At 67.0% G+C, this 21,140-nt stretch carries 17 protein-coding genes; 2 read left to right on the top strand and 15 right to left on the bottom strand.

Translation table 11 applies throughout. The annotated features are described in order from the left end of the window. Positions 1-78: 78 nt before the first annotated feature. The 15 genes from ACVILH_RS04760 to ACVILH_RS04690 all read right to left on the bottom strand — a co-directional run bounded on the left by ACVILH_RS04760 (position 79) and on the right by ACVILH_RS04690 (position 18,533). Positions 79-1,173, bottom strand: coding sequence for a protein-glutamate methylesterase/protein-glutamine glutaminase (locus ACVILH_RS04760; RefSeq protein WP_456711864.1), 1,095 nt, complete (start codon positions 1,171-1,173; stop codon positions 79-81). 13 nt (positions 1,174-1,186) lie between these two features. Continuing rightward, positions 1,187-2,068, bottom strand: coding sequence for a CheR family methyltransferase (locus ACVILH_RS04755; RefSeq protein WP_456711863.1), 882 nt, complete (start codon positions 2,066-2,068; stop codon positions 1,187-1,189). Then, the gene (locus ACVILH_RS04750; protein WP_257170207.1) at positions 2,049-2,534 is read right to left on the bottom strand and encodes a chemotaxis protein CheW; all 486 of its coding nucleotides are present in this window, start codon (positions 2,532-2,534) and stop codon (positions 2,049-2,051) included. The genes ACVILH_RS04755 and ACVILH_RS04750 overlap by 20 nt, the downstream gene beginning before the upstream one ends. Positions 2,535-2,570: 36 nt before the next feature. Further along, positions 2,571-4,394, bottom strand: a complete 1,824-nt coding sequence (locus ACVILH_RS04745; protein ID WP_456711862.1) for a methyl-accepting chemotaxis protein — start codon at positions 4,392-4,394, stop codon at positions 2,571-2,573. Beyond that, positions 4,391-4,891, bottom strand: a complete 501-nt coding sequence (locus ACVILH_RS04740) for a chemotaxis protein CheW (RefSeq protein ID WP_456711861.1) — start codon at positions 4,889-4,891, stop codon at positions 4,391-4,393. The genes ACVILH_RS04745 and ACVILH_RS04740 overlap by 4 nt, the downstream gene beginning before the upstream one ends. Beyond that, the gene (locus ACVILH_RS04735) at positions 4,891-6,957 is read right to left on the bottom strand and encodes a chemotaxis protein CheA (protein WP_456711860.1); all 2,067 of its coding nucleotides are present in this window, start codon (positions 6,955-6,957) and stop codon (positions 4,891-4,893) included. Before ACVILH_RS04735 ends, ACVILH_RS04740 begins: the two co-directional genes overlap by 1 nt. Positions 6,958-7,060: 103 nt before the next feature. After that, positions 7,061-7,384: an STAS domain-containing protein gene (locus ACVILH_RS04730; protein ID WP_456711859.1), complete on the bottom strand. Its 324-nt coding sequence runs from the start codon at positions 7,382-7,384 to the stop codon at positions 7,061-7,063. A gap of 582 nt (positions 7,385-7,966) precedes the next feature. Then, a complete protein-coding gene (locus ACVILH_RS04725; protein ID WP_456711858.1) occupies positions 7,967-8,263 on the bottom strand; it encodes a type II toxin-antitoxin system RelE/ParE family toxin in 297 nt (98 codons plus the stop codon). Beyond that, positions 8,260-8,478, bottom strand: a complete 219-nt coding sequence (locus ACVILH_RS04720) for an addiction module protein (protein ID WP_456711857.1) — start codon at positions 8,476-8,478, stop codon at positions 8,260-8,262. The genes ACVILH_RS04725 and ACVILH_RS04720 overlap by 4 nt, the downstream gene beginning before the upstream one ends. Before the next feature lie 103 nt (positions 8,479-8,581). Then, positions 8,582-9,766 (bottom strand): VWA domain-containing protein, encoded by a 1,185-nt coding sequence (locus ACVILH_RS04715; RefSeq protein ID WP_456711856.1) that lies wholly within the window; start codon positions 9,764-9,766, stop codon positions 8,582-8,584. Beyond that, a complete protein-coding gene (locus ACVILH_RS04710) occupies positions 9,763-12,144 on the bottom strand; it encodes a DUF5682 family protein (RefSeq protein WP_456711855.1) in 2,382 nt (793 codons plus the stop codon). Before ACVILH_RS04710 ends, ACVILH_RS04715 begins: the two co-directional genes overlap by 4 nt. A 1-nt stretch (position 12,145) precedes the next feature. Continuing rightward, positions 12,146-13,249: an ATP-binding protein gene (locus ACVILH_RS04705; RefSeq protein WP_456711854.1), complete on the bottom strand. Its 1,104-nt coding sequence runs from the start codon at positions 13,247-13,249 to the stop codon at positions 12,146-12,148. A 29-nt stretch (positions 13,250-13,278) separates the two neighbouring features. Continuing rightward, the gene (locus tag ACVILH_RS04700) at positions 13,279-14,673 is read right to left on the bottom strand and encodes a DUF5691 domain-containing protein (RefSeq protein ID WP_456711853.1); all 1,395 of its coding nucleotides are present in this window, start codon (positions 14,671-14,673) and stop codon (positions 13,279-13,281) included. Positions 14,674-14,675: 2 nt separating this feature from the next. Continuing rightward, entirely contained in the window at positions 14,676-16,109 is a 1,434-nt protein-coding gene (locus tag ACVILH_RS04695) for an SWIM zinc finger family protein (protein ID WP_456711852.1), read from the bottom strand. Between the two features lie 864 nt (positions 16,110-16,973). Next, the gene (locus ACVILH_RS04690) at positions 16,974-18,533 is read right to left on the bottom strand and encodes a glycosyltransferase family 39 protein (protein ID WP_456711851.1); all 1,560 of its coding nucleotides are present in this window, start codon (positions 18,531-18,533) and stop codon (positions 16,974-16,976) included. Between the two features lie 485 nt (positions 18,534-19,018). Here ACVILH_RS04690 and ACVILH_RS04685 point away from each other — a divergent pair, with 485 nt between their 5' ends. Further along, complete coding sequence (locus tag ACVILH_RS04685) at positions 19,019-19,690, top strand: response regulator transcription factor (protein WP_456711850.1); 672 nt, start codon at positions 19,019-19,021, stop codon at positions 19,688-19,690. Then, entirely contained in the window at positions 19,690-21,126 is a 1,437-nt protein-coding gene (locus ACVILH_RS04680; protein ID WP_456711849.1) for a sensor histidine kinase, read from the top strand. Before ACVILH_RS04685 ends, ACVILH_RS04680 begins: the two co-directional genes overlap by 1 nt. Positions 21,127-21,140 lie beyond the last annotated feature (14 nt).

Below are 21,140 nucleotides of genomic sequence, written 5' to 3'. Positions count from 1 at the left end.
TCGAACCGCGCAGCGCGTCCCGACGCAGGTGGCGAGAGGGACGGGGGGCTGGACATCGGATCGCGTCGCTCATCTCGATTAGCTCGCCGCTGCCGGGTGGCCGGCCTGGTGCCATTTGACGATCTCGCGGGGAATCTGATCAAGGCTGATAACCTTCTCGACCGCGCCATGGGCGATCGCCTCCTTGGGCATTCCAAAGACGACGCAGCTTTCCTCGTTCTGCGCGCGCGTGGCCGCGCCGAGCTTGCGCATTTCCAGCAGTCCTCGCGCGCCGTCATCGCCCATACCGGTCATGATGACGCCCAGCGCATTGCGCCCTGCATATTGCGCGGTCGAGCGAAACAGCACGTCGACCGAGGGGCGATGACGCGACACCGGCGGGCCGTCCTTGATCGCGATGTGATAGCGCAGGCCCGAGCGCTGCAGCAGCATGTGCCGTGCTCCCGGCGCGATATAGGCGCAGCCGGCATGCACCGTTTCGCCGTCCTCCGCCTCCTTCACGTGGATCGCGCAGATCGAGTCGAGGCGGCGCGCGAAGGCTGCCGTGAAGCCCGGCGGCATGTGCTGGACGATGAGGATGCCCGGGCAGTCCGCCGGCAGCGCCTCGAGCACGTCGGCGAGCGCCTCGGTGCCGCCCGTCGAGGCCCCGATGCAGACGATGCGTTCCGTCGTTGGCCGCGAGCGCGTCTCCACCGGGGGCGGCATGATGGCGTCGGCGGTCAGCTTCTTCTCGACGAGCATGCGGCGCTCCGAGCGCGGCCGGACCCGTGCGCGCGCCGCAGATTTCACCGCGTCGCGCAGCCGTCCCGACGACTCCAGCAAGGCCTGGCGGGTGTCGACGCGCGGCTTGGGGACGATATCGACGGCGCCGGCCTCGAGCGCCTCGAAGGTCAGCTGCGAGCTGCCGTCGGTGGCGGAGGAGCAGATCACCACCGGGATCGGATGTTGCGCCATGATCTTGCGCAGGAAGGTGAGACCGTCCATCCGCGGCATCTCGATGTCCAGCACGATGACGTCGGGCAGCTGCATCTGCAGCCGGCGCGCCGCCGCGAAGGGATCCGCTGCCGTCCCCGTCACCTCGATCTCCGGATCCTCACCGAGGATCGAGGTCATGATCTGCCGGACAGACGCGGAATCGTCCACGATCAGCACACGCACCTTTTGTTTGGTCATGCGATCGCCTCGTCTACACGGTGAAGATCGTCGGCCGGATCTGCTTCAGACCCGGCACGACATTGTGAACCATGGATTCGGAGTGCCCCACCATCAGATATCCTCCGGGCCGCAGATGCGAGCAGAGCCGGGTGACGACCTTGCGCTGGGTCGGCTTGTCGAAATAGATCAGGACGTTGCGGCAGAAGATGATGTCGACGTCGCGGTCCACAGGGTACGTCGTGTCCATCAGGTTCATGCGCTCGAAATTGACGCGGCTGCGCAGCTCGGGCACCACGCGGCATTCCGCTCGCGACGGATCGCGCGAGCGCAGGAAATAGCGCTTCGCCAGATGCTCCGGCACCGGCGTGAGCGCCTCGATGTCGTAGATCGCCTTCTTCGCCATCCGCAGAACGGGATTCGAGATGTCGGTGCCGAGGATGCGAAAGTCGGCGCGCAAGCCTCCTCGGATCATGTCATCCATCACGATCGCCATCGTGTAGGCCTCCATTCCGGTCGAGGCCGCGGCGCTCCAGAGCTTCAGGTTGCGCTGAGGCCCGCCGCCACGCAGCTTCATCAGTTCGGGGACTGCCGTGTTTCGAACGAAATCGAAATGGGCCGGCTCGCGAAAGAAGTCGGTCTTGTTGGTCGTCACGACGTCGATCAAGTGGACCAGCTCGTCCTCGAACCGATCCGCGTCGAACAGGGCATCGACATATTCGCGCATGCTGGCGAGGTCGAGCGCGCGGACGCGCTTCTGCAGCCGGCCCTCCAGCATGTAGCGCTTGGCCGGCGGCAGCTGGATGCCGACCTGTGCTTCGATGAGCTGCGCGAGCGCGCGGAAATGCGCATCGGACAACGTCCCCGCGCTACCGAATGTCTCCGCCCAGCCGGGCTTAAGCTGCGGCTGGGGCATGATCACCGAGGGTTGCGCCGGGCAGGCTGGTCTGAGCCATCAGCTTCGCCAGATCGAACAGAATGACGAACTTGTCGCCCTTCCGCCCGATGCCGGCGATGTAGTCGGACGTCCAGCGGCCGCCGACCTCCGGAACGGGCTCAGCCGAGCTCTCGTCGATGTCGGTGACCTCGAACACGCAGTCGGCGACGAAGCCGACCCCGACCAGGCGGTTGCCGACGGGGACATCGAGAATGATGATCCGCGTCGCCTCCGTCGCAGGCACGCTCGGCAGGTCGAGCTTCAATCTCAGATCGACGATCGGATAGCCGCTGCCGCGCACGTCGATCATCCCGAGCAGGAAGTGCGGCGCGTGCGGCAGCCGCGAGATCGGCCTCATATCGAGGATCTCGCGAACGTTGCGGATGCTGATGCCGAAGGTTTCACCCGCCAGACCAAGCGTCAGATATTGTGAGGTCTCGGCCATGCTGAGTCCTGTCCTCTGCTCTCGCGATACCTCGACCTAGCGCCGGAAGTCCGCATCACGCTCGTCCTCGCCGTCGTCGAGGCTGAAGGCGAAGCCGCCGCCGCCGGCGGCCTTGACCGCACGCGCGGGCCTGGACTTGGCGGGGGCCGGCTTCTTAGGGCTGCGGTCCGCCGCGGCCATGCTGGCAGCCTTGCTCCGCAGTTGGCTGACGGCGGCGTCGATCGGGGCGGCCGACTCGGCCCCGTTCTGTGCGATGCCCCCGTCGATGCGGAAAAAGGCAATGGTCGCCTGCAACTGATCGGCTTGGGCCGCCAGCTCTTCGGACGTCGCCGACACCTGCTCCGAGGCGCTGGCGTTCTGCTGACCCACCTGGTCGAGCTGCTGGATCGCCTGGTTGATCTGCGCCGAGCCGACGTCCTGCTCGCGGCATGCGGCGGTGATCTCTTCGACCAGCTCCGCCGTGCGCTTGATGTCGGGCACGAGCTTCGCCAGCATGCTGCCGGCCTCCTGTGCGACCTTGACCGTCTCGCTCGACAGCTGCCCGATCTCGGTGGCCGCCGCCTGGCTGCGTTCCGCGAGCTTGCGAACCTCGGAGGCGACGACGGCAAAGCCCTTGCCGTGCTCGCCGGCCCGCGCCGCTTCGACCGCGGCATTGAGCGCCAGCAGATCGGTCTGCCGCGCGATCTCCTGCACGATGGTGATCTTGCCGGCGATGGTCTGCATCGCCTCCACCGCGCGGCCGACGGCCGTGCCGCTGGCTTCCGCATCCTTGGCCGACTGCGCCGCGATCTTCTCGGTCTGGCTGGCATTCTCGGCATTCTGCTTCACATTCGCCGCCATCTCCTCCATCGACGAGGAGGCCTCCTCGGCGGAGGACGCCTGCTCGGTTGCGCCCTGCGACAACTGCTCGGCGCTGGCCGAGAGCTCCTGGCTGCCGGCTGAGACGTTCTGAGCTGCGGTGAGGGCCTCGGACACGATCTGGCGAAGCCTTTCCACCATGCGCTCCAGCGCCATGCCGAGCGTGTCCTTGTCGGACTGGCGCTTGGCTTCGATGACGAGGTTGCCGTTGGCGATCTCGTCGGCCACGATGGCCATCGTTTTCAGGTTCGCCGTCATGGCATTCAGCGACTTGATGAGATCGCCGACTTCGTCGTTGCTCTTGTGCTCGATGGTCTGGCTGAGATCGCCGACCGCCACCGCTTCCGCGAGTCCGACGGCGCGGCTGAGGCCGCGGCTGATGTTGATGGCGATCCACAGCGCAGATATCACGCCCACCAGCAGCCCCGCAGCCACGAGGCTGAGCATCAACATCTGCGACCGGGCGCCCTCGGACCTGGACTGCTCGGCGCGCGACGCCATCAGCCCCTGCACGTAGTGAACATACTCGCTCAAGGCGTTGGTCGTCTGTCCCACCGCCTTGCGCACGTCACTCATCGAGCTGGCGGCGCCCTTCGCGCGGTCCGCCCTGCCGATCCTCAGCGCCTCGTCCTGGAGAGCGTTGAGATTGCCGTATTGAACCGCAACCTGGTCCAGCAGCTTTCGGCCGCTTTCGGTCGCGGCGGCATAGATCTCGTCCTTGGTCTTGATCATCTGTGCGCGCAGCGTCGCGATCTCCGCCGTGAAGCGGTCGAACTCGGCGTCTGAGCTGGTCAGGAGCGCATTCTTCTCGGCGCGGACCTGGAACAGCAGCGTGGTCTCCAGCTCCATGCCTTTTTCCAAGCGCCCCGCCGCCGCCACGATACTATCCGTCATCGCGATCGTGTCGGTGAGCTTGATGTAGCCGACGGCCCCCGCGATCATCGACAGCAGGATCACGACGCCGAACGATGCAGCCAGCTTGGCCTTAACCGTGAATCTCATTGTAGCCCCTCAGAAGTCTTGCTCGACTGATTCAGAATGCGTTCCATATTCGGCACGATCACGAACTCGTCCCGCCATTTGGTGATGCAGCGGATGAATTCGGGTTTCCAGTTCACGCCGACGCGCGGCGTCTGCTGCATGTCGGCATGGAAGATCTCGCTGACCTCGTAGACCTTGTCGGCGATGACCCCGACCAGCACCGGCTCGCCTTCGACCGCGATCTCGACCACCACGATCCTGGTATCGGCGGAGGCCTCGGTCAGCGGCATCCCAAAGCGAAGCCTGAGATCGGCAAGCGGCACGATATTGCCGCGGACATTGATGATGCTCGGTACGAACGGCTTGGCGCCGGCAACCCGCGTCGCCGGCACGGGATCGATGATCTCGCGCACGATCGCGGCGTCGAGCGCGAATTTCTCGTCGCCGAGCCCGATCATCACGACCTGAAGCGCATGATCGGTCGAGGCGGCAGCGGCTTGTTGGACTTGCTGGGCCATCAGGCGGCCTCGTTCAGATGGTGCTTGTCGGCATGCGCCTGTGCAAGCCCGACAAGCTGCGGCACGTCGAGGATCAGCGCGGCGGTGCCGTCGCCGAGAATGGTGGCGCCGGAGAAGATCGTGACGTCGGAATGCAGCTTGGACAGCGACTTGATCACCGTCTGGTGGCTGCCGATGATCTGGTCCGCGACGAGGCCGACGCGCGTCTCGCCGGTCGAGACGATGATCGTCTTCTGATACTCGTCCGGCGAGCCGGTGGCGTGGAGGATGTCGCGCAGCATCAGGAACGGCACGAGGTCGCCGCGGATGTTGAGGAAGTTGCGGCCGCGGGCGCGCTGGTCTGCGGCGGTGAGCTCCACGCATTCCTCCACTGCCGACAGCGGAATGATGTAGCGGCCTTCGCCGACCCGGATCATCAGCCCCTCGATGATCGCGAGCGTCAGCGGCAGGCGCAGCGTGACCGTGGTGCCTTCGCCGGGCTTCGTGGCCATGTCGATCGATCCGCGCATGTTCTCGATGGTGCGCTTGACCACATCCATGCCGACGCCGCGGCCGGACAGCGCCGAGATCGTCTGCGCCGTCGAGAAGCCCGGATGAAACAGGAATTGGTGAATGTCGGCGTCGGACAGCTCGGCGTCCGGCGCCAGCAGTCCGAGCTCCTCGGCCTTGGCGCGGATGCGCGCCGTGTTCAGGCCGGCGCCGTTGTCGCGCACCGTCACCAGCACCTGCGCGCCGGAATGGATCGCATGCAGCTCGATGCGGCCCTTCTCGGTCTTGCCTGCGGCGTTGCGCACGGCGGTCTGCTCGATGCCGTGATCGATCGCGTTGCGGATCAGATGCACCAGCGGATCGGCGAGGCACTCGATCATCGTCTTGTCGAGCTCAGTGTCCTCGCCCGACGTGATCAGGTCCACGGGCTTCGACAATTCGAGCGAGAGGTCGTGGACGAGGCGGCGGAAGCGGCCGAACAGCGAGCCGATGGGCACCATGCGCGCGCCCATCGTGCTGTCGCGCAGGCTGCCGGCGAGGCGCTCGATCTCCTCGGCGATGATCTTGATCGACGGGTCGGAGCTTGCGGAGGCGAGCTGGCTGAGCCGGGCCTGCGCGATGACGAGCTCGCCGACGCGGTCCATCATCTCGTCGAGGCGGCGCGCCTGCACGCGCACGGTCGCAATGCCGCGATCGTCGCTGCGCTTGGGCTCCTCGCGGCGCGGCTCCGGCGCCCGTTCTGCCTCGTTGGGCGCTGGCGCCGGCGTCGGTGCTGGCGCCGGATCGGAAATGGCGGTGCGCGGCGCGGGGGCTTTCGGCGTCGGCGGTTGCGCCGCCGGCGACAGCTCGCGACGCGACAGCGGCGTGGCCGTCAGCGTCATCTCCTCGATGACGAACATGAAGATATCGTCGATGATCTCCCTGCTGCAGGCGGAGTGCAGGGTCACGTCCCATTTCAGGTAGCACTCCTCGGGATCGAGCGCGTCGAGCAGCGGCACGTCATCGATCAGAGCGACGGCGAAGCAGGGGCCGAGCCTGCAGAGATCGTCGAGCAGATGGAGCGGATTCGAGCCGTTGCGGAGAATGTGCGACTCGAACTCCAGATGCAGGCGCCACCCGGCCAGGGCGGTGTCATCGCGCGGCTCCTCATCGGCTACGACGGGAGACGCCGCTGGTTGTGGTGAACCTGTCTCCTGATCCGTACTCGGCGCGACAAACCGCCGGAGGTCGTCGAGGATGCCGTCGCCGATGATCTGGTCGGTGCTGTCAGGCGCCTCGATCAGCGCGCGGATGTAGTCCTTGGCCGCCAGCGCCACCGTGATGAGCTCGCGCGTCGGCGGGATCTCGCCCTTGCGGACGCGGTCGAAGGCGGTCTCGAACTCGTGCGTGAAGTTGGCGACCTTGTCGAAGCCGAACATCGACCCCGAGCCCTTGATCGTATGCAGGGCGCGGAACGCGCAATCGATCAGCTCGCGGTCGTCAGGCTGATCGCAGAGATCGAGCAGCGCGCCTTCGAGCGTCTCGAGCAGCTCGGATGATTCCTGCCGGAAGGATTCGGTCCAATCGGGGGTGCTCATGAGCGGACCCGCCGAGCCATGGTGCAGATGAGTCGATCGGACCTGCAGCCCGCTGCGTCGGCGGCGGACTTCACCCTCTCCCCGATGGTCAGGATGGTCGCCATCAGATGCCATCCATCTTGTGCGAGAAGTGATGATCGACCGCGGCATCGCCGGCGAAGCCGGCGCGGCGAATGACGTTGCGCAGAGCCTCGGAGGGGGCCGTCAGCGCGACGGCGCGACCATGCGCGCGTCCGGTCTTCGCGGTTGAAATGAGAAGCTGGATCGAGGTCACATCCGCCTTGTCGACGCAGGAGCCGTCGATCTCGAGCGCAGCGGGCTGTTCAAACGCGTCGCGGATCATGCCGTGGACTTCCCGGATTGCAGAAATGCTGCAATCGGCCGGTAGTTTTACGGCCTGTTTCGACTTCAGATACTCAGACACCATCACGTCTCCAGCGAGCACGTCGTGGCGGCATCGTGCAAAACGCGCATTAGAGATTCACTAAAGTGCATTGCGCATTTCGCGCATCCAGATAACTCGATTCAAATCGGACGATCTAATTAGCTGCTCGTTGTGCATCATTGATGTGCGCTACGCAGATGCGAGGCGCCGCTCGCATCCGGGCTTTCACGGAGGAAAAGGCGCATCGCCGGGTATAAGATACCGATCGCTGGATCGTTGTGCCCATGGACGTGCAATCGATGGAGGCCGACCCGAGATGGTCAGGCTTGGCCCCGTCGAACTACGACCGGTAAGATCCGGGGTGATCCGATCGAGCCTGTCAGACGTCGGTCGCGCGGCCGATCGCCGCAGCCGGCGGCAGGCCGCTCGTCGAGAATCATCAGAAGCCGCAACCCGACAGCCATCGTAACATGCTGGCCGAAGATGCCGGCCTGGCCACGCGCTTTGCTGATCGACGCATTGAACGCGGCATCGAACCTCAATGTGCGCTTCGGCTGGCCAAGCCCGGATTGAGCTCTCGCCAGATCGCAGGCGCAGAGGCTTCGTCTCAGGCGAGCGGGCGGGTCATCGCTTCAGCCGATCACGCCAGTAGTCGGGGCGGCGATGCAGGTGCGCCACAGCCAAGACGAGGATATCATCACCGTCGAGGGTGTAGATCAGCCCGTATGGAAATCGGCTGAGACGGCATCGATGAATACCTTCGCCGATTGGGTGCCAGGCTTCCGGAAAACGCGCGATGCGGTCCACGGCCGAGAGCACCTCAAGCAGAAACGCGTTGTCCAAGCCCGGCGCCTGTGCGCCGTACCACTGGATCGCCTGGTCGAGCTCGATCTCGGCGATCTCAACAAAACGAACCGTCACGGCCGGTATTTGGCGATGATGTCGTGCAGATCTCTGGCTGCGAGCTCGCCGCGCCGGTAGGCCGCCAGCCGGTCGCTCGCCTCCTGCGCCCAGAGTCGATCGATCTCGGGATCGGCCCGATCCAGGCTGTCGAGCACGTCCTCAACCAGTGCTATGCGATCCTGCGGGGGCAGAGCACGTGCCTGCTCGGTCAGCGTTTTGGCCTTGCTGCTCATCTTCGCTCCTCGCTGCTACAGTTGTAGATTAGCGACGCAGTAGCAACTCCTCAAGAACAGGCTTCGGACAGATGATCGGGCGTGCTTCCAATAGGCCAGCCCGCTAGCTCCCCTTGTCCTCCGGCCGCACCAGCTTGATGTCCTGCGCGGCGGCCCAGGACCAGATGTCCTGGCGCTTCAGCGCGGTGGCCATCAGCTCGGGAAACTGGTGCGGGGTGCAGGCGAACACCGGGCAGCCGAGCGAAGCCAGGATCGCGGCGTGCCTGGCGTCGTAGGCGGGGCGGCCGTCGTCGTTGAGCGCGAGCAGCACGATCAGGTTCACACCGGAGGAGACCAGCGCTTTCGCGCGCGCCAGCATCTGCTCGGCGATACCGCCTTCGATGAGATCGCTGATCAGCACCATGTGCGTGCGTGACGGCTCGCGCACCAGGCGCTCGCAATAGGCCAACGCCTGGTTGATGTCGGTGCCGCCGCCGAGTTGCACCGAGAACAGCACCTCGACGGGGTCGGCGAGCTCCTCGGTGAGATCGATGATGCTGGTGTCGAACACCACGAGCTTCATCGCGATCGCCGGGATCGAGGCCAGCACGGCCGCGAAGATCGAGGAGTAGACCACCGAGGTCCCCATCGAGCCTGACTGGTCGACGCAGAGGATGACCTCCTCCAGATTGGTCCGCCGCGCCGCGCGGGCGTGGCCGACCAATGTCTCCGGCACGATGGTGCGATGCTCGGCCTGCCAGTGCCGCAGGTTCTTCCCGATGGTGCGCGGCCAGTCGATGTCACCAGCGCGCGGCCGCCTTGTGCGGCGGCGGCGATCGACCGCGCCGCGGATGGTCTCGGTGGTGCGGGCGTCGAGCTTCTCCATCAGCTCCTTCACCACCTTCGCCACCACCTCACGCGCCGTCGCCTTGGTCCTCTCCGGCATCACCGAGCGCAGCGCCATCAGATCGGCGACGAGATGCACGTCGGCTTCCAGCGCGGCGAGAAACTCCGGCTGCAGCAGCATCTCCTTGAGACCGAGCCGCTCGAACGCATCCTTCTGGATGACCTGCACGACCGGCGCGGGAAAGAACTCCCTGATGTCGCCGAGCCAGCTCGCCACCCGCGGCGCCGAGCCGCCGAGACCGCCACGGCGTCCGCCGCCGCGTTTGCCGCCGGAGCCGGCGTCATAGAGCCCGGCGAGCGCGGCATCGAGCCTGCGGTCGCGATCCGACAGCCCGGCCTGATCGTCGCCGCCGAGCACGAGGCGCCAGCGGCGATTGCGCTCGGCGTCAGCATCATCGCTCATCGCTTGGCATCCTTCATCGGCCGGTCCGCGCCGAGGATCGTCAGCAGCAGCGGCAGCGCGGCCTCGAAATCGGCAGTGCCGGCAGGCAGCGGCGTGAGCGGCTGCAACGGCGCGGCCTCGGTCGTCGTCGCCGCAGCCAGCGGACGCTGTTTCGCGAGCTCATCGAGCAGCCGCCGTCGCTCGCTGCGATCGAAGCTCGAGAAAGCGCGGCGCATCACCGGCAACAGATTGTTGAACGCCTCGTCATCGATCGCCGCGAGCCAGCCGTCGATAATCCGGCGCAGCGCGTGATCGTGCAGCAGCACCTGGCCGCTCTGGCCGAGGAAGCCGTCGAGCCAGTCGCCGGCCTGCAAGGTCGGCACGCTGTGCGACAGTGCGCGCGACAGAGCGAGCGCCGTCTGCTCCGGCGAGACCACGCCATGATCATAGAGTGCCCGGCTCGCCAGCCCCTTCAACAGGGGATGCGCCGCCGCGTCATTGGTGACGGAGGCCAGCGCGCGCCGCCAGCCCTCGCGCAGGCCGGCATCCTCGATCAGTCCGATCGCAGCGTCGAGCCGCGCCAGCCGGCCGCGCAGATCGGCGGCGACATCGGACTGCAGGTTGCGGCAGGCATAGACGAGACCGGCGCAGATCGTCTCGACCAGGCTGATCACCAAAAGCCGCAGCGCCTCGGTCGGCAGCTCACGCGCGGTGCCATAGCGCAGGATCTCTGCGAGCGGCGGCACAGCCTCGGTGAGATCGCTGACGTCGCTGGTGGCGGCTGAGCGCTGTTGCAGCAGCGCGATCGTCGTCTCGGCGGCCTCGCTCAGGCCGGCTTCGAGACAGCCGCGCACGATGGCCGCGACCGTGCTCAGCGACGTCGCCGTCTGCGCGTTGCTGATCGCCGCGTTGCTTGCGGCCTGCGCGACCGTCGTGCCATGCACCAGCGCCTCGACCAGGCGCACCGAGAATTCCGGCTCCCAGCGCAGCCGCCAGTTCTCGCGAAACGTGCCGCGGCTCTGTCCGGAGCCCTGCAGCCGTCCCCATGGCACCTGGATCAAGGCGAGGCGATGCAGCAGCTGCGACTTGGCGAGGCCCGCCTCGCTGCGCAAATCGAGCGCGATGTCGCTGTCCAGCGCCTCGGGCTTGAGCTTCAGCTTGCGTTGCCAGCGCGCGAGATCCGCGGCGAGCGGCATCTGCGGCACGCTGTCGTCGATCTCGCCGACACGTTGTCCGATGATGAGCTGCTGCTCGATCAGGCGAAACAGCGCGGTCTCGCCTTCGCACAGCGTGGCGAGGCTCGCCTCGCGCATCTCCGCCAATCCCGGCAGCGCGACGTCGCGCAACGCGGCGAGCGTGATCGCCAGCCGCGACGCCTCGATGACCGATGCCGTCGACGCCGGTCGGCCGTTTCGCCGCAGCAGCTCGGCCACGCGCGCCTGCCAGCGTGTCGTGAAGCCGGTGGCATCGCGCGCAGTCCTCTCACCGTGCTCCAGCCCCTGCCACAGATGCGCGTACCAGCCGGGAGAGATCACGCCGGCGCCATAGCCTGACGACGCGGCAAGCCGCGTTTCGGTCCACGGCACCCAGGTCGCGGTCACCTTGACCTGCGGCAGTCCCTTGAGCAGCGCGCGGTCGTCCTTCAGCGCGACCTTCTTGCGTAGCGCCGGCACGTGCCAGGCGCCGCAGACCACGGCGACAGGGCCTTCCTGCGCGCCGAGCGCGGCGGCGATTTCCAGGCGCATATGCGCCTCGCGGCGCAGCTCGCGTTGCGCTTCGTCGGCGGGTTGATAGGGCAGGGGATCGATCTTCTCGCGCAGCGCGCCGATCGCCGCTTCCAGCGCGGCAAAGATCTCCGGTCCGTGCGTGCCCTGCTCAACCAGCGCATTCCACCAGGCCTCGCTGTCGTCATAGCCGGCCAGGGTCGAGAGATAGGCCAGCGGATCGCGCCGGATCTGCGCGAGCTCCGGATCGATCGTCTCAGGCTGATCCGGCGCGGCTGCGCCGGCGTCCTCCGGCGAGGCCTCGCCCGCATCATCCTCTCGCTTCGCCGCTTTGGCCCGTTCGGCGAGCCGATGCGAGGCCGGCAGATCGATGAAGCGGACCGGACGCTGCTTCGCCAGCGCCCAGCGGATCGCCTGCCACTCCGGCGAGAACACCGCGAACGGAAAGAAGCTCGCATTCGCTGCATCGTCCTGCGCGTGCACCAGCAGCGCGATCGGCGGCACCATCGCGGGCGAGGCGGCGAAACTGATCAGCTCATCGGCATCCGGCGGCCCTTCGATCAGCACGACCGCGGGATCGGCGGCATCGAGCGCCGTGAGCACCGCGCGCGCCGAGCCCGGCCCGTGATGCCTTATGCCGAGGAGATGCAGGCGATCGGGCTGCGCTGATGCCATGTCACATCACGTCGCGGATGGCGCCGTAGAGATCGGCCCAGGGCTTGCGCTCGCGCACCACCGTCTCGAGATATTCCTGCAGCACCACCTTGTCCTGCACCGGGTCCTTGACGATCGCGCCGACCAGATTGGCCGCCATGCTCTGCGCATCGATCACGCCGGAGCCGAAGTGGCCGGCCTCGGCCCAGGCGCCGATAGTCACCGCGATCGCCTCCGCCGTCGACAGCGAGCCGGATGGCGATTTGAGCTTCAGCCGGCCGTCGAGCGTCTGGCCGTCGCGCAGCTCGCGGAACACCGTGACGATGCGCATGATCTCCTGGTCGGCCGGCGCAATGGTCGGCAGCTCCAGGCCGCCGCCGATCTCGCCGACGCGCTTGGTGACGATCTTCACCTCTTCGTCGAGGTCGGCGGGCAGCGGCAGCACCACGACATTGAAGCGCCGCTTCAGCGCCGACGACAATTCGTTGACGCCCTTGTCGCGCGCATTCGCCGTGGCGATCATGTTGAAGCCGCGCGTGGCGTGAATGGAATCGTTGATCTCCGGGATCGGCATCAGCTTCTCCGACAGCACGGTGATCAGCGTATCCTGCACGTCCGAGGGCATGCGTGTCAGCTCCTCGAAGCGCACGATCCTTCCCGCCTCCATTGCCCGCATCAGCGGCGTCGCCACCATCGCCTCGCGCGAGGGGCCTTTCGCCAATAGCAGCGCGTAGTTCCAGCCATAGCGGATCTGGTTCTCGTCGGTGCCGGCCGTGCATTGCACGATCATCTCGGACGAGCCGGAGATCGCGGCGGCCAGATGCTCCGACACCCACGACTTCGCCGTGCCGGGCACGCCGAGGATCAGGAGCGCGCGATCGGTCGCGAGCGTCGCCACCGCGGTCTCGATCAGCCGGCGGTTGCCGATATATTTCGGCGAGATCTCGACGCCGGACTTGGTGCGGCCGCCCATCAGATAAGTGACGACCGCCTGCGGCGACAGCCGCCATTGCGCCGGCCGCGGCTTCGTATCCTCCTGCGCCAGCGCGTCGAGCTCATGAGCGTGGAGCGCTTCGGCTGAGCGGCGTAGCTGGCCGTCTTTGGGGCTCGCATCGGCGGTGGTCATGGGCGTACTCCCGGCATCATGTGGCGTGCTCACGCGGGCAGCGCGAGAACGAGATCGGTGAAGTCCTTCGCTGCCCGGCTCGTCGAGAGCGGCAGGGCAGCGAGCGAGGCGGTGAACGCGGAGATCGTCGCTGACGGCATCAGCGCGGCCATCAGCACCAGGCGACCGTCATCCTTCTGCGCGGCCGGCGTGGTCGCCTCAGCGAGCTCCTGAACGGTCTTCTGCCAGGCGGACGACGCCAGCGAGCGTTCGGCGATCGACGGGGCCAGCGGCTGGCGGGCCTTCGTCGCAAGCGACATCAACGTGTAGCCGTTGAGCTGCTCGCCGGCGCCGAGGCGTGCGCCGATGATGCGCATCACCGTGTCATCGTCGCCCTCGGCCGCGGCGGCGTCCATCAGCAGCATCAGCACGCGATGCTCGCTCGGCGGCAGCGCCGCGATCAGCGCGTCGGGCGGTGCGCCAACCGCTTCTGCGAGCGCGGAGAGCTGCAGGCCGCCGAACAGCCGCTCGCGCAGCGCTTCGGTCTCCTGCCATTTCAGCCCATCGCTCGGCAGCTTGAAGGTCAGCGTCGCTGCCGAGCCGAGGCCGATCTTGGCCAGCAAGGAGCCCGTGCGCTTGAAGCATTGCGCCGCTTCCGCCAAGCGAGTTCCGCGCTCGGCACGTTCTTCGATCCGCGTCAGCAATTGAGTAGCGAGCTGCTTGACGCTGTCGGCGCGATCGGTGCCGAGGCTCTCCAGGAATGGCTTGTCCTCGTCGCCGAGCCCGACCACCAGCGCATCGAGCAGCGCGGCCCGCACGGGCGCGGGCTCGCTCTTCCAGACGGATTCGATCAGCGCCCGGCCTTCAGCGGCATTGTCGCGGCGAATCCCGGCGACGAAGGCACGGCGCTGCGCCTTCGGAAAGGTCGTCCAGGTCTCGACGGTGATGCGCTCGAAGAACAGGCCCTTCGCCGCATCCTCGTCGGAGTCGGCGGCGATCAGCGCGAGAAAGGCGCGTTCGGCGAGGCCCTGGTCGCCGGCCTCGGCTTTGATGTGGGCGGCAAAGTCCGGCAGGTCGAACGGATGCAGCCGGCAGCCGCTGGCGTGGATACGGCGCAGCGCCAGCGGCAGGACGTTGGACGCGAGCGACTTCTCGACGCTGCGCGCCAACGCCTTCAATGCGCGCCGCGCGGATTCCGGCAGGATCGGCCGCGCGTCCTCGTGCAGCCGCCGCGCGGCGTCGGGAACGGCATCGGCGACGAGCGCTGGCGCGCCGGCAAAACGCTGCCATTGCGCCGCCAGCGCGAGCAGCGGCAGCGCCGGCTCGCGCTCTCGCGGCAACAGCTCGGTGAGGGCGGCTGGCACGGCCAGCGGCTGGCGCGTCAGGCCGAGCAGGAAGGACTGGCGCAGCCGGGCGTGGGTCTGCGGATCGATCGGGCTCGCCATCGTCAATCCTCGTGATGCCAGCGGCCGAGCGGCGTATCGGCGGCGAGCACCTGCGCGATGCGGCCGTCCCACAGGCACAGCATTGACAGGCCGTCGAGACCAAGCAGCGGCATCAACTGATCGGACTGGCCGCGCTCGACCGCGATGGCCGCGCCGCTGGCGTCAGTGATCGCAAGCGCGCCCTTGCCCACGGTGCGCAGCCCGACATTCGCCAGCAGCAAGGGCCAGCGCTCCAGCCATGGCAGCACGCCAAGCGTCACCGCGTAGTCCTTGAGCGCCGGCGTGAGCCCCGGCAGCGGCCGCGGCCACGACGCTGCGGCGGCCGCGGTCTTGCGGCTCGCCAGCAGCCCACGCAAAGGCGCCGCTGAGGGATAGAACACGATCTCGCCGTCGATCACCTCGCCGGGTGTGAACGGAAAGCCGGCGCCGCCGCCGGAGACCGGCACGAAGTCGATCAGCACAGCGGCGCGCGGTTGACTGACATCGTCGCGTGCGTTGACCAGCCACGTCTCCAGCCGTCGCAATTTGTCGGGCTGCACCTCGGACAAATTGGCGGCGACGATCCAGACGCTGCTTGCGCGTGGCGCAGTGGCGTCGGCCAGCAGCTCCTCGCGGCGTACCGACCAACCGACCGCGCGCCTGACATCCTCGCGCAGCGGCGCCGGTAGGCGGTCCTGGTGCCTATAGGCCGAGGCGATCAAGGTCATCGCGCCCAGCCGCTCGATCGCCAGATCGGCGCGGCGCTCGTCGCCGACGCGAAACAGCTCGGTGCCGAGCGCTTCGAGCCGCGCGGCCAGGCCGCCGGCCTTGGCATCAACAAGACGCGTCGAGAGCGTGCGCGCGGCCGCTGCCGCGCGCGTGGCGAAATCGGCAAGGCCCTGATTGAGCTGATCGGCGATCCAGCGGTCGAGCTCGTCGAGACCGGCGAGGATCGCGGCCTCGCGCTCGGCCTTGATGCGCTCGCGCTGCGCCTCGGCGCGCGCCGCCGCCTTCGGATCGACCGTGGCCGGCGTCGCGGCTTCGGCCAGCGCCGCATCGAGCGAAGGCGCCGCGCTGGTCTCATCGCCCTCGGTCTTCGGCTTGCCGGGCGCGCGGCCGCTGCTGCCGCGCCGCCGTGCGCTCCAATCCTCGACCCATTGCGGCGGGCTTGCGTTCTCGAACCGCTCCGGCTTGTCGACCCGCAGCCACAGCACGGCGAGCACATGCTTGCAGGGAAACTTGCGGCTCGGGCAGGTGCATTTGTAGCCGCCGCCATCGGCGGCCGTCACGACCCGGTACGGCGTCGAGCCGGAACCCTGGCACTCGCCCCACAGCGTCTCGGCATCGGTGCTGGCAGCCAGCACCGGCCAGCTCGCGGGCTTCACCAGCTTGAGCGCTGCGGCAAGCGAGGCCTGGTCGGGCGCGAGCCCCTCGATCCGTTCGCGTGTCAGAGACACCCACTCTCCCAACCGGTCGATCGCGATGGCGCATTCCCTAGCAGATGGCAGGAGAGCCGCACAACACGTCAGGCGGGACGCCCGCCGATTCGCATCATCGCTACGTTGCACCGAGGAATGAGAAAATCTGGTGACGATCGGGAGAACACGTGTCCGGCGGCGTCCAGCTTGCCATGACCTTCGTTGCAATTGATCCAATTCCATGCCGGGAAAACTGCCCGCATGTGGCGGGGAAGATATCTCCCAGCGCTGCGAGCAGAGCGCGCGAATTCGATTTTCATCCGCACGATAGCTGCAAGCTCGGCATCGGCGCGCAGAATGTAATGCTGCGGTAAGCCCGGGACTGCAATGTCCTCACGTCCTTACGGTCGAGGACGCATCGAACTCGCAAAGCCATTTGCGTTGTCGGCATTGATAGCTTGCCGATCTGCAATGTGTGGTTCGACCGCAAAGACAATGGATCGGCGTTGCAGAGCTGAACCGGCCTCACGGGGTCGGCTCCGTCCCGACTGCGGCGTCTACCATCATGAGCTGGTGCCGTATGGCTTCGAACGTCGTCGGAGTCCAGCGAGCAGGTCGTCCGGGCTGTGACCCCAGCCCCACACACACCCGGACGGCCTGCGATGATGGCGCTGCAGTCCGTTTCATCCCGTCGTCACCGCATCGTCCGGCCTGGTTCGCGTTGCCGAAGCGGCTCGCGACGGCAGCTCCCACCTATGTGTACAGCTATGATGATGACCTCCCGCCGCGCGTGGTTCATCGCCGTTATCGCGTCTACGATTAGCCTGACCATGATGGGAAAGGTCCCGCCAGTGCGGGGCCTTTCTTCTTGGTCCGTCCTTTTTGGACGGACGTTGGCACCAATCAGCGGGTGACCAGGAACGCGACCACGCCGCGCGTTCGCCCCGGCCATCCGAACAGGCGCGATTGCACGGTGAATGCGTGTCGGTTGGAGCTCGCTCCGGCCGCGGCGATCGCCTCGGCGGCCTTGATGCAATCCTGCTGGTCCTCGAAGCAGAGCAAAGCCCAGCCTTTGGTGCCGCTGGTGTTCCGTTCGGCCTCTTGCAGCCGCTGCTGCGCGGTCGCGAGCAGGCCGACATGGGGATGGTCCGGGCTGTAGAATGCCGTGGCCAGCGCGAGGCTTTCGGTGCCGCTGACATGCTCGAGCGGCGTTCCCGTCTGCTCGCGCCAGAGCCGCGTCGCCTCCTCCGCGGTCTGCCGATAGAAGGTGCGGCCCTCTTCATAGCCGTGGTTGTTGCGATAGAATGCGTGCAGCGGAGCGCCGATCGTGAACGCGACGAGGGCGATGACGGCGGTCAACACCGCCATGTTGACGGTGTGAAAGCGCGTGATCTCATAGCTGGCGCCCCCGACGATCACCACCACGAACAGGAACAATCCCTGCAGCGCCCACAACGAGGGCAGGTCGGTGCCCATCACCAGCGCATTGATCACGGGCAGGACGACCGTGCCGATCGCGATGTAGAACAGCAGCCTCAGGCCATCGTCCAGCGCGGCCATCTCCGAACCTAAGCGCTTGATCCTGGTGCCTGCGACCAAGATCCAGGTCACGGCGGCGACGGCCATCGCCGCTGCCAGTCCGAGCACGAAGAACAGCGAATCCCGCAATGAGGTCGAGATGTCCGATCTCGCATGGGTCATCGCGTGATGAATGGGGGCTGCATCGTTCGCGGCGAGCCAGTCCAGATGCATCCACAACGCGGCGAGCCCCGTCGCCGCCGAGATCCAGGGCGACGCCGAGGCGTAGTAGGCCCGCCGCTGCGGATGGGCCAACGCGGCGAGCGCGAAGCTCATCAGCAGGAAGACCGAATAATACTTGCCGAGCAGCGTGAGCGCAGCCGCGACGCCGGTCGCGACCGACCAGAGCACGTTGCGCGTTTCGAACGCGCGCAGGAAGCAGTAGGTGGCGAGCGGCCATGTCGCGAGCTGTACCGAGTTCGCGTTGAAGCGCTGCGCATGAAACTGGTAGGCGGGCGTCAGCATCAGCAGCAGCAGCACGATGACCCGCTTGTCGCCGGTCATGAAGCGCCGCGACACCAGGTCGACGAACCACAGCGCCAGCGCGGCGTTGGTCATCGCCATCAGGTGAAGCGACCAGTCGGTCGCCGGAAACAGCGCGCTCCAGGCGCCGGCGACCCAGCCCATCAGCGGCGGATGCTTGGCATAGGCCCAGTCGAAATGCCGCCCGAAGCTCCAGGTCTCCAGGACGTCCGGGTGCAGCCCGGCGCCGCCATAGGCGATCGCGAGATAGCCGGTCCACACCGCGACGAAGACGGCCAGCAGCAGCGGCACGGCCCAGCCGGTCTCGACGCCGTCGAGCCAGCACAGCAGCGGCCGGCGCCACGCCGCCGGATTACGGTCCGACCGCTCAGCGGCCGCGGAGAAAGACAGATCGTAGAACATTCCGGATGGCATCAATGACGGTGCGCCGGATGCGACGTTCGCCGGGACCTTGCCGCTGATGGAACCGGAATTGGCTGCCGCCCTGTACGGTCGATCATGCGTCCGGCTTCATGTGAAGGATTCCTTGGGGCTTGCTTGTTTGTTCAAGTTCTCTGCGGAGAGGATTACGACAGACTGACGTCAAGCCATAGCGGCGATTGACCGGCGGAGCGTGATCCCGGGCCGTTGTCCTCATGTCATACGATTGCAAGGGCTCCGACGCACAAGCCAACCGTGCTTGTGCTGTCGAAGATGCGGATCGCGGCATCCCCCTCAGCGCGGGCCATGCGACCAAGACAATACGCGCTCGGCCGCGCCCGGGCAAAACTCCCTCTTGCGATCAGGAGCTTTTCGAGAATGGTACGTGGGTGTTGGCGACGTAATCCTCTTGTAATCCGTTCGTAATGATAGAAGACCCCGGCTTGCCTATCATGCAGGAGAACAGCGTGCGCGTACTGGTCGTCGAGGATGATCCGCAGCTCGGAATCTGGCTGCGGGATACGCTCGCAACGGCCTTCGGCTCGTCCGACGTCGTCACCACACTGGATGAGGGCCGCGCGGCGATCGCCGTGCGCAATTTCGAGCTCGTCGTGATTGATCGCGGCCTGCCCGATGGCGACGGGCTGGAGCTGTTGCCGGACCTGCGGCAGCAGAAGCCGAGCCCGGCCACCGTCGTGCTGACCGCGCTCGACGATCCCGCCGATATCGCCCGCGCGCTCGACGAGGGCGCCGATGATTATGTCGCCAAGCCGTTCGAGCCGATCGAGCTGGTCGCGCGCGCCCGCGCCGTGCTGCGCCGGCTGTCGCTCGATCGCGGCGCGATGGTCTCGATCGCCAACCTGAGCTACGACATCGTCAACCGCGCGGTCACCGTCGATCAGACGCCGATCGTCGTACCGCGCCGCGAGCTTGCGATCCTCGAAGCGCTCGTTCGCCGCAGTGGCCGTGTAGTGCTGCGCGAGACGCTGGAATCGGCGGCCTACGGCTTCGAGGACGAGATCCAGTCGAACGCGATCGAGGCGCATGTGTCGCGGCTGCGCCGTCGCTTGCGCGAGGCCCATTGCAAGGCCACCATCAAGCCGGTCCGCGGCCTCGGCTATCTCATGAGCGGCGAGTGATGCGGGTCAGATGGCAGAAGCTCGCGCGCATCCGGCGCTCCATCACCTTGCTGTCGGCGACGCTGATCGGCCTCGTCAGCACGATCATGCTGATCTGCGCCGCCGCCCTGCTGATCCGGTTCGGCGGCGACGATGACGGCACCTGGGGCGCGGCCGATGTCGCCGATGCCTTGAAGGAGGCGGTGGCGCGCGATGCCGGCGGCAAGCTGCTCGTCAAGCAGACGGCGCGGCTCGACAAGATCATCCAGGATTTTCCGACCTTCTGGTACGTCGTCTCGGACAAGAGCGGAGAGGTCAGCTATGGCCCGCTCCCGAAATGGCGGCCGCACAAGAACCCGTCAACGCAGGACGGCACCAGCTTTCTGGCCTATGTCATCGACGGCGAGACCCGCAATCTCAAGCGCATGACCGCGGTCCGCAACACGCCGGTCGGCGAGGTCTGGATCGAGACCGGCGGCGTCGCCTACACCTCGACCCAGCTGATGCTGGGCACGCTGACCGATGCGACGATCGTCGCGCTGCCGATCATTCTCGTCCTGTTGGCGACCGTGGTTGCGGCGCTGGTGTTCATGCCGGCGCTGATCGCGCGCCCGGTTCGCGCGGTGGCGCGGGCGGCCGAGCTGATCGACGGCGTGCCCGACGGCCGCCGGCTGCCCGAGCAGGATGCGCCCGCGGAGCTGCTGCCGCTGGTCACCGCGTTCAACCGCGCGCTGTCGCGCATCGACCATGCCGCCGAGGCGCAGCGCAACTTCCTCTCCAATGCCGCGCATGAGCTGCGAACGCCGCTGACCAATGCGCGGACGATGCTGGAGACGATCGAGGACCCCGCTCTGCGCACACGGCTCGTGGCCGAGAACCAGAAATTGTCGTCGATCGTCACCATGCTGCTGCAGCTCGCCCGCATCTCGATGGAGCCGGTGGAGTTGACGGAGATTGATCTCGTCGCGCTGGCGCGGCGCGTGACGGCCGAGCATGTGCCGATGGCGCTGAAGGCCGGCCTCGAGATCGGCTTCGTCGCACCCGAGACCCCGGTCTGGATTCAAGGCTCGGAGCCCGCGATCGCGGTGGCGCTGTCGAACCTGATCAGGAATGCCGTCACGCATGCCGGCACGGGCGGTCCGATCCTCGTCGACGTCAACCCGGCGGCGCAGCTGAGCGTGATCGATTCCGGCCCCGGTCTGGACTCCGATCAGCCCGAGCGCCTGCTGCAGCCGTTCGAGCGCGGACATGCGCGCGGCGACGGCATGGGTCTCGGTCTGTCGATCGTGTCGCAGGTCATGGCGACGCATCAGGGCCGCATCGAGCTGCGGGAGACGCCGGGCGGCGGCACCACGGTCGAGCTGAGCTTTGCACGCGCAGCGCAGAAGCCTGCGAGCGTATCCGTGGCAGGCGAAGCGGCGCTGCCGCTCCGGCGCCGCGCCGCTGCAAAGGCCTAGCCGTCGCGGCGTTG

Source organism: Bradyrhizobium sp. USDA 4353, from assembly GCF_054063215.1.
The sequence above is the reverse complement of the archived record's forward strand: the minus strand, read 5'-3'. Positions and strand labels throughout refer to the sequence as shown.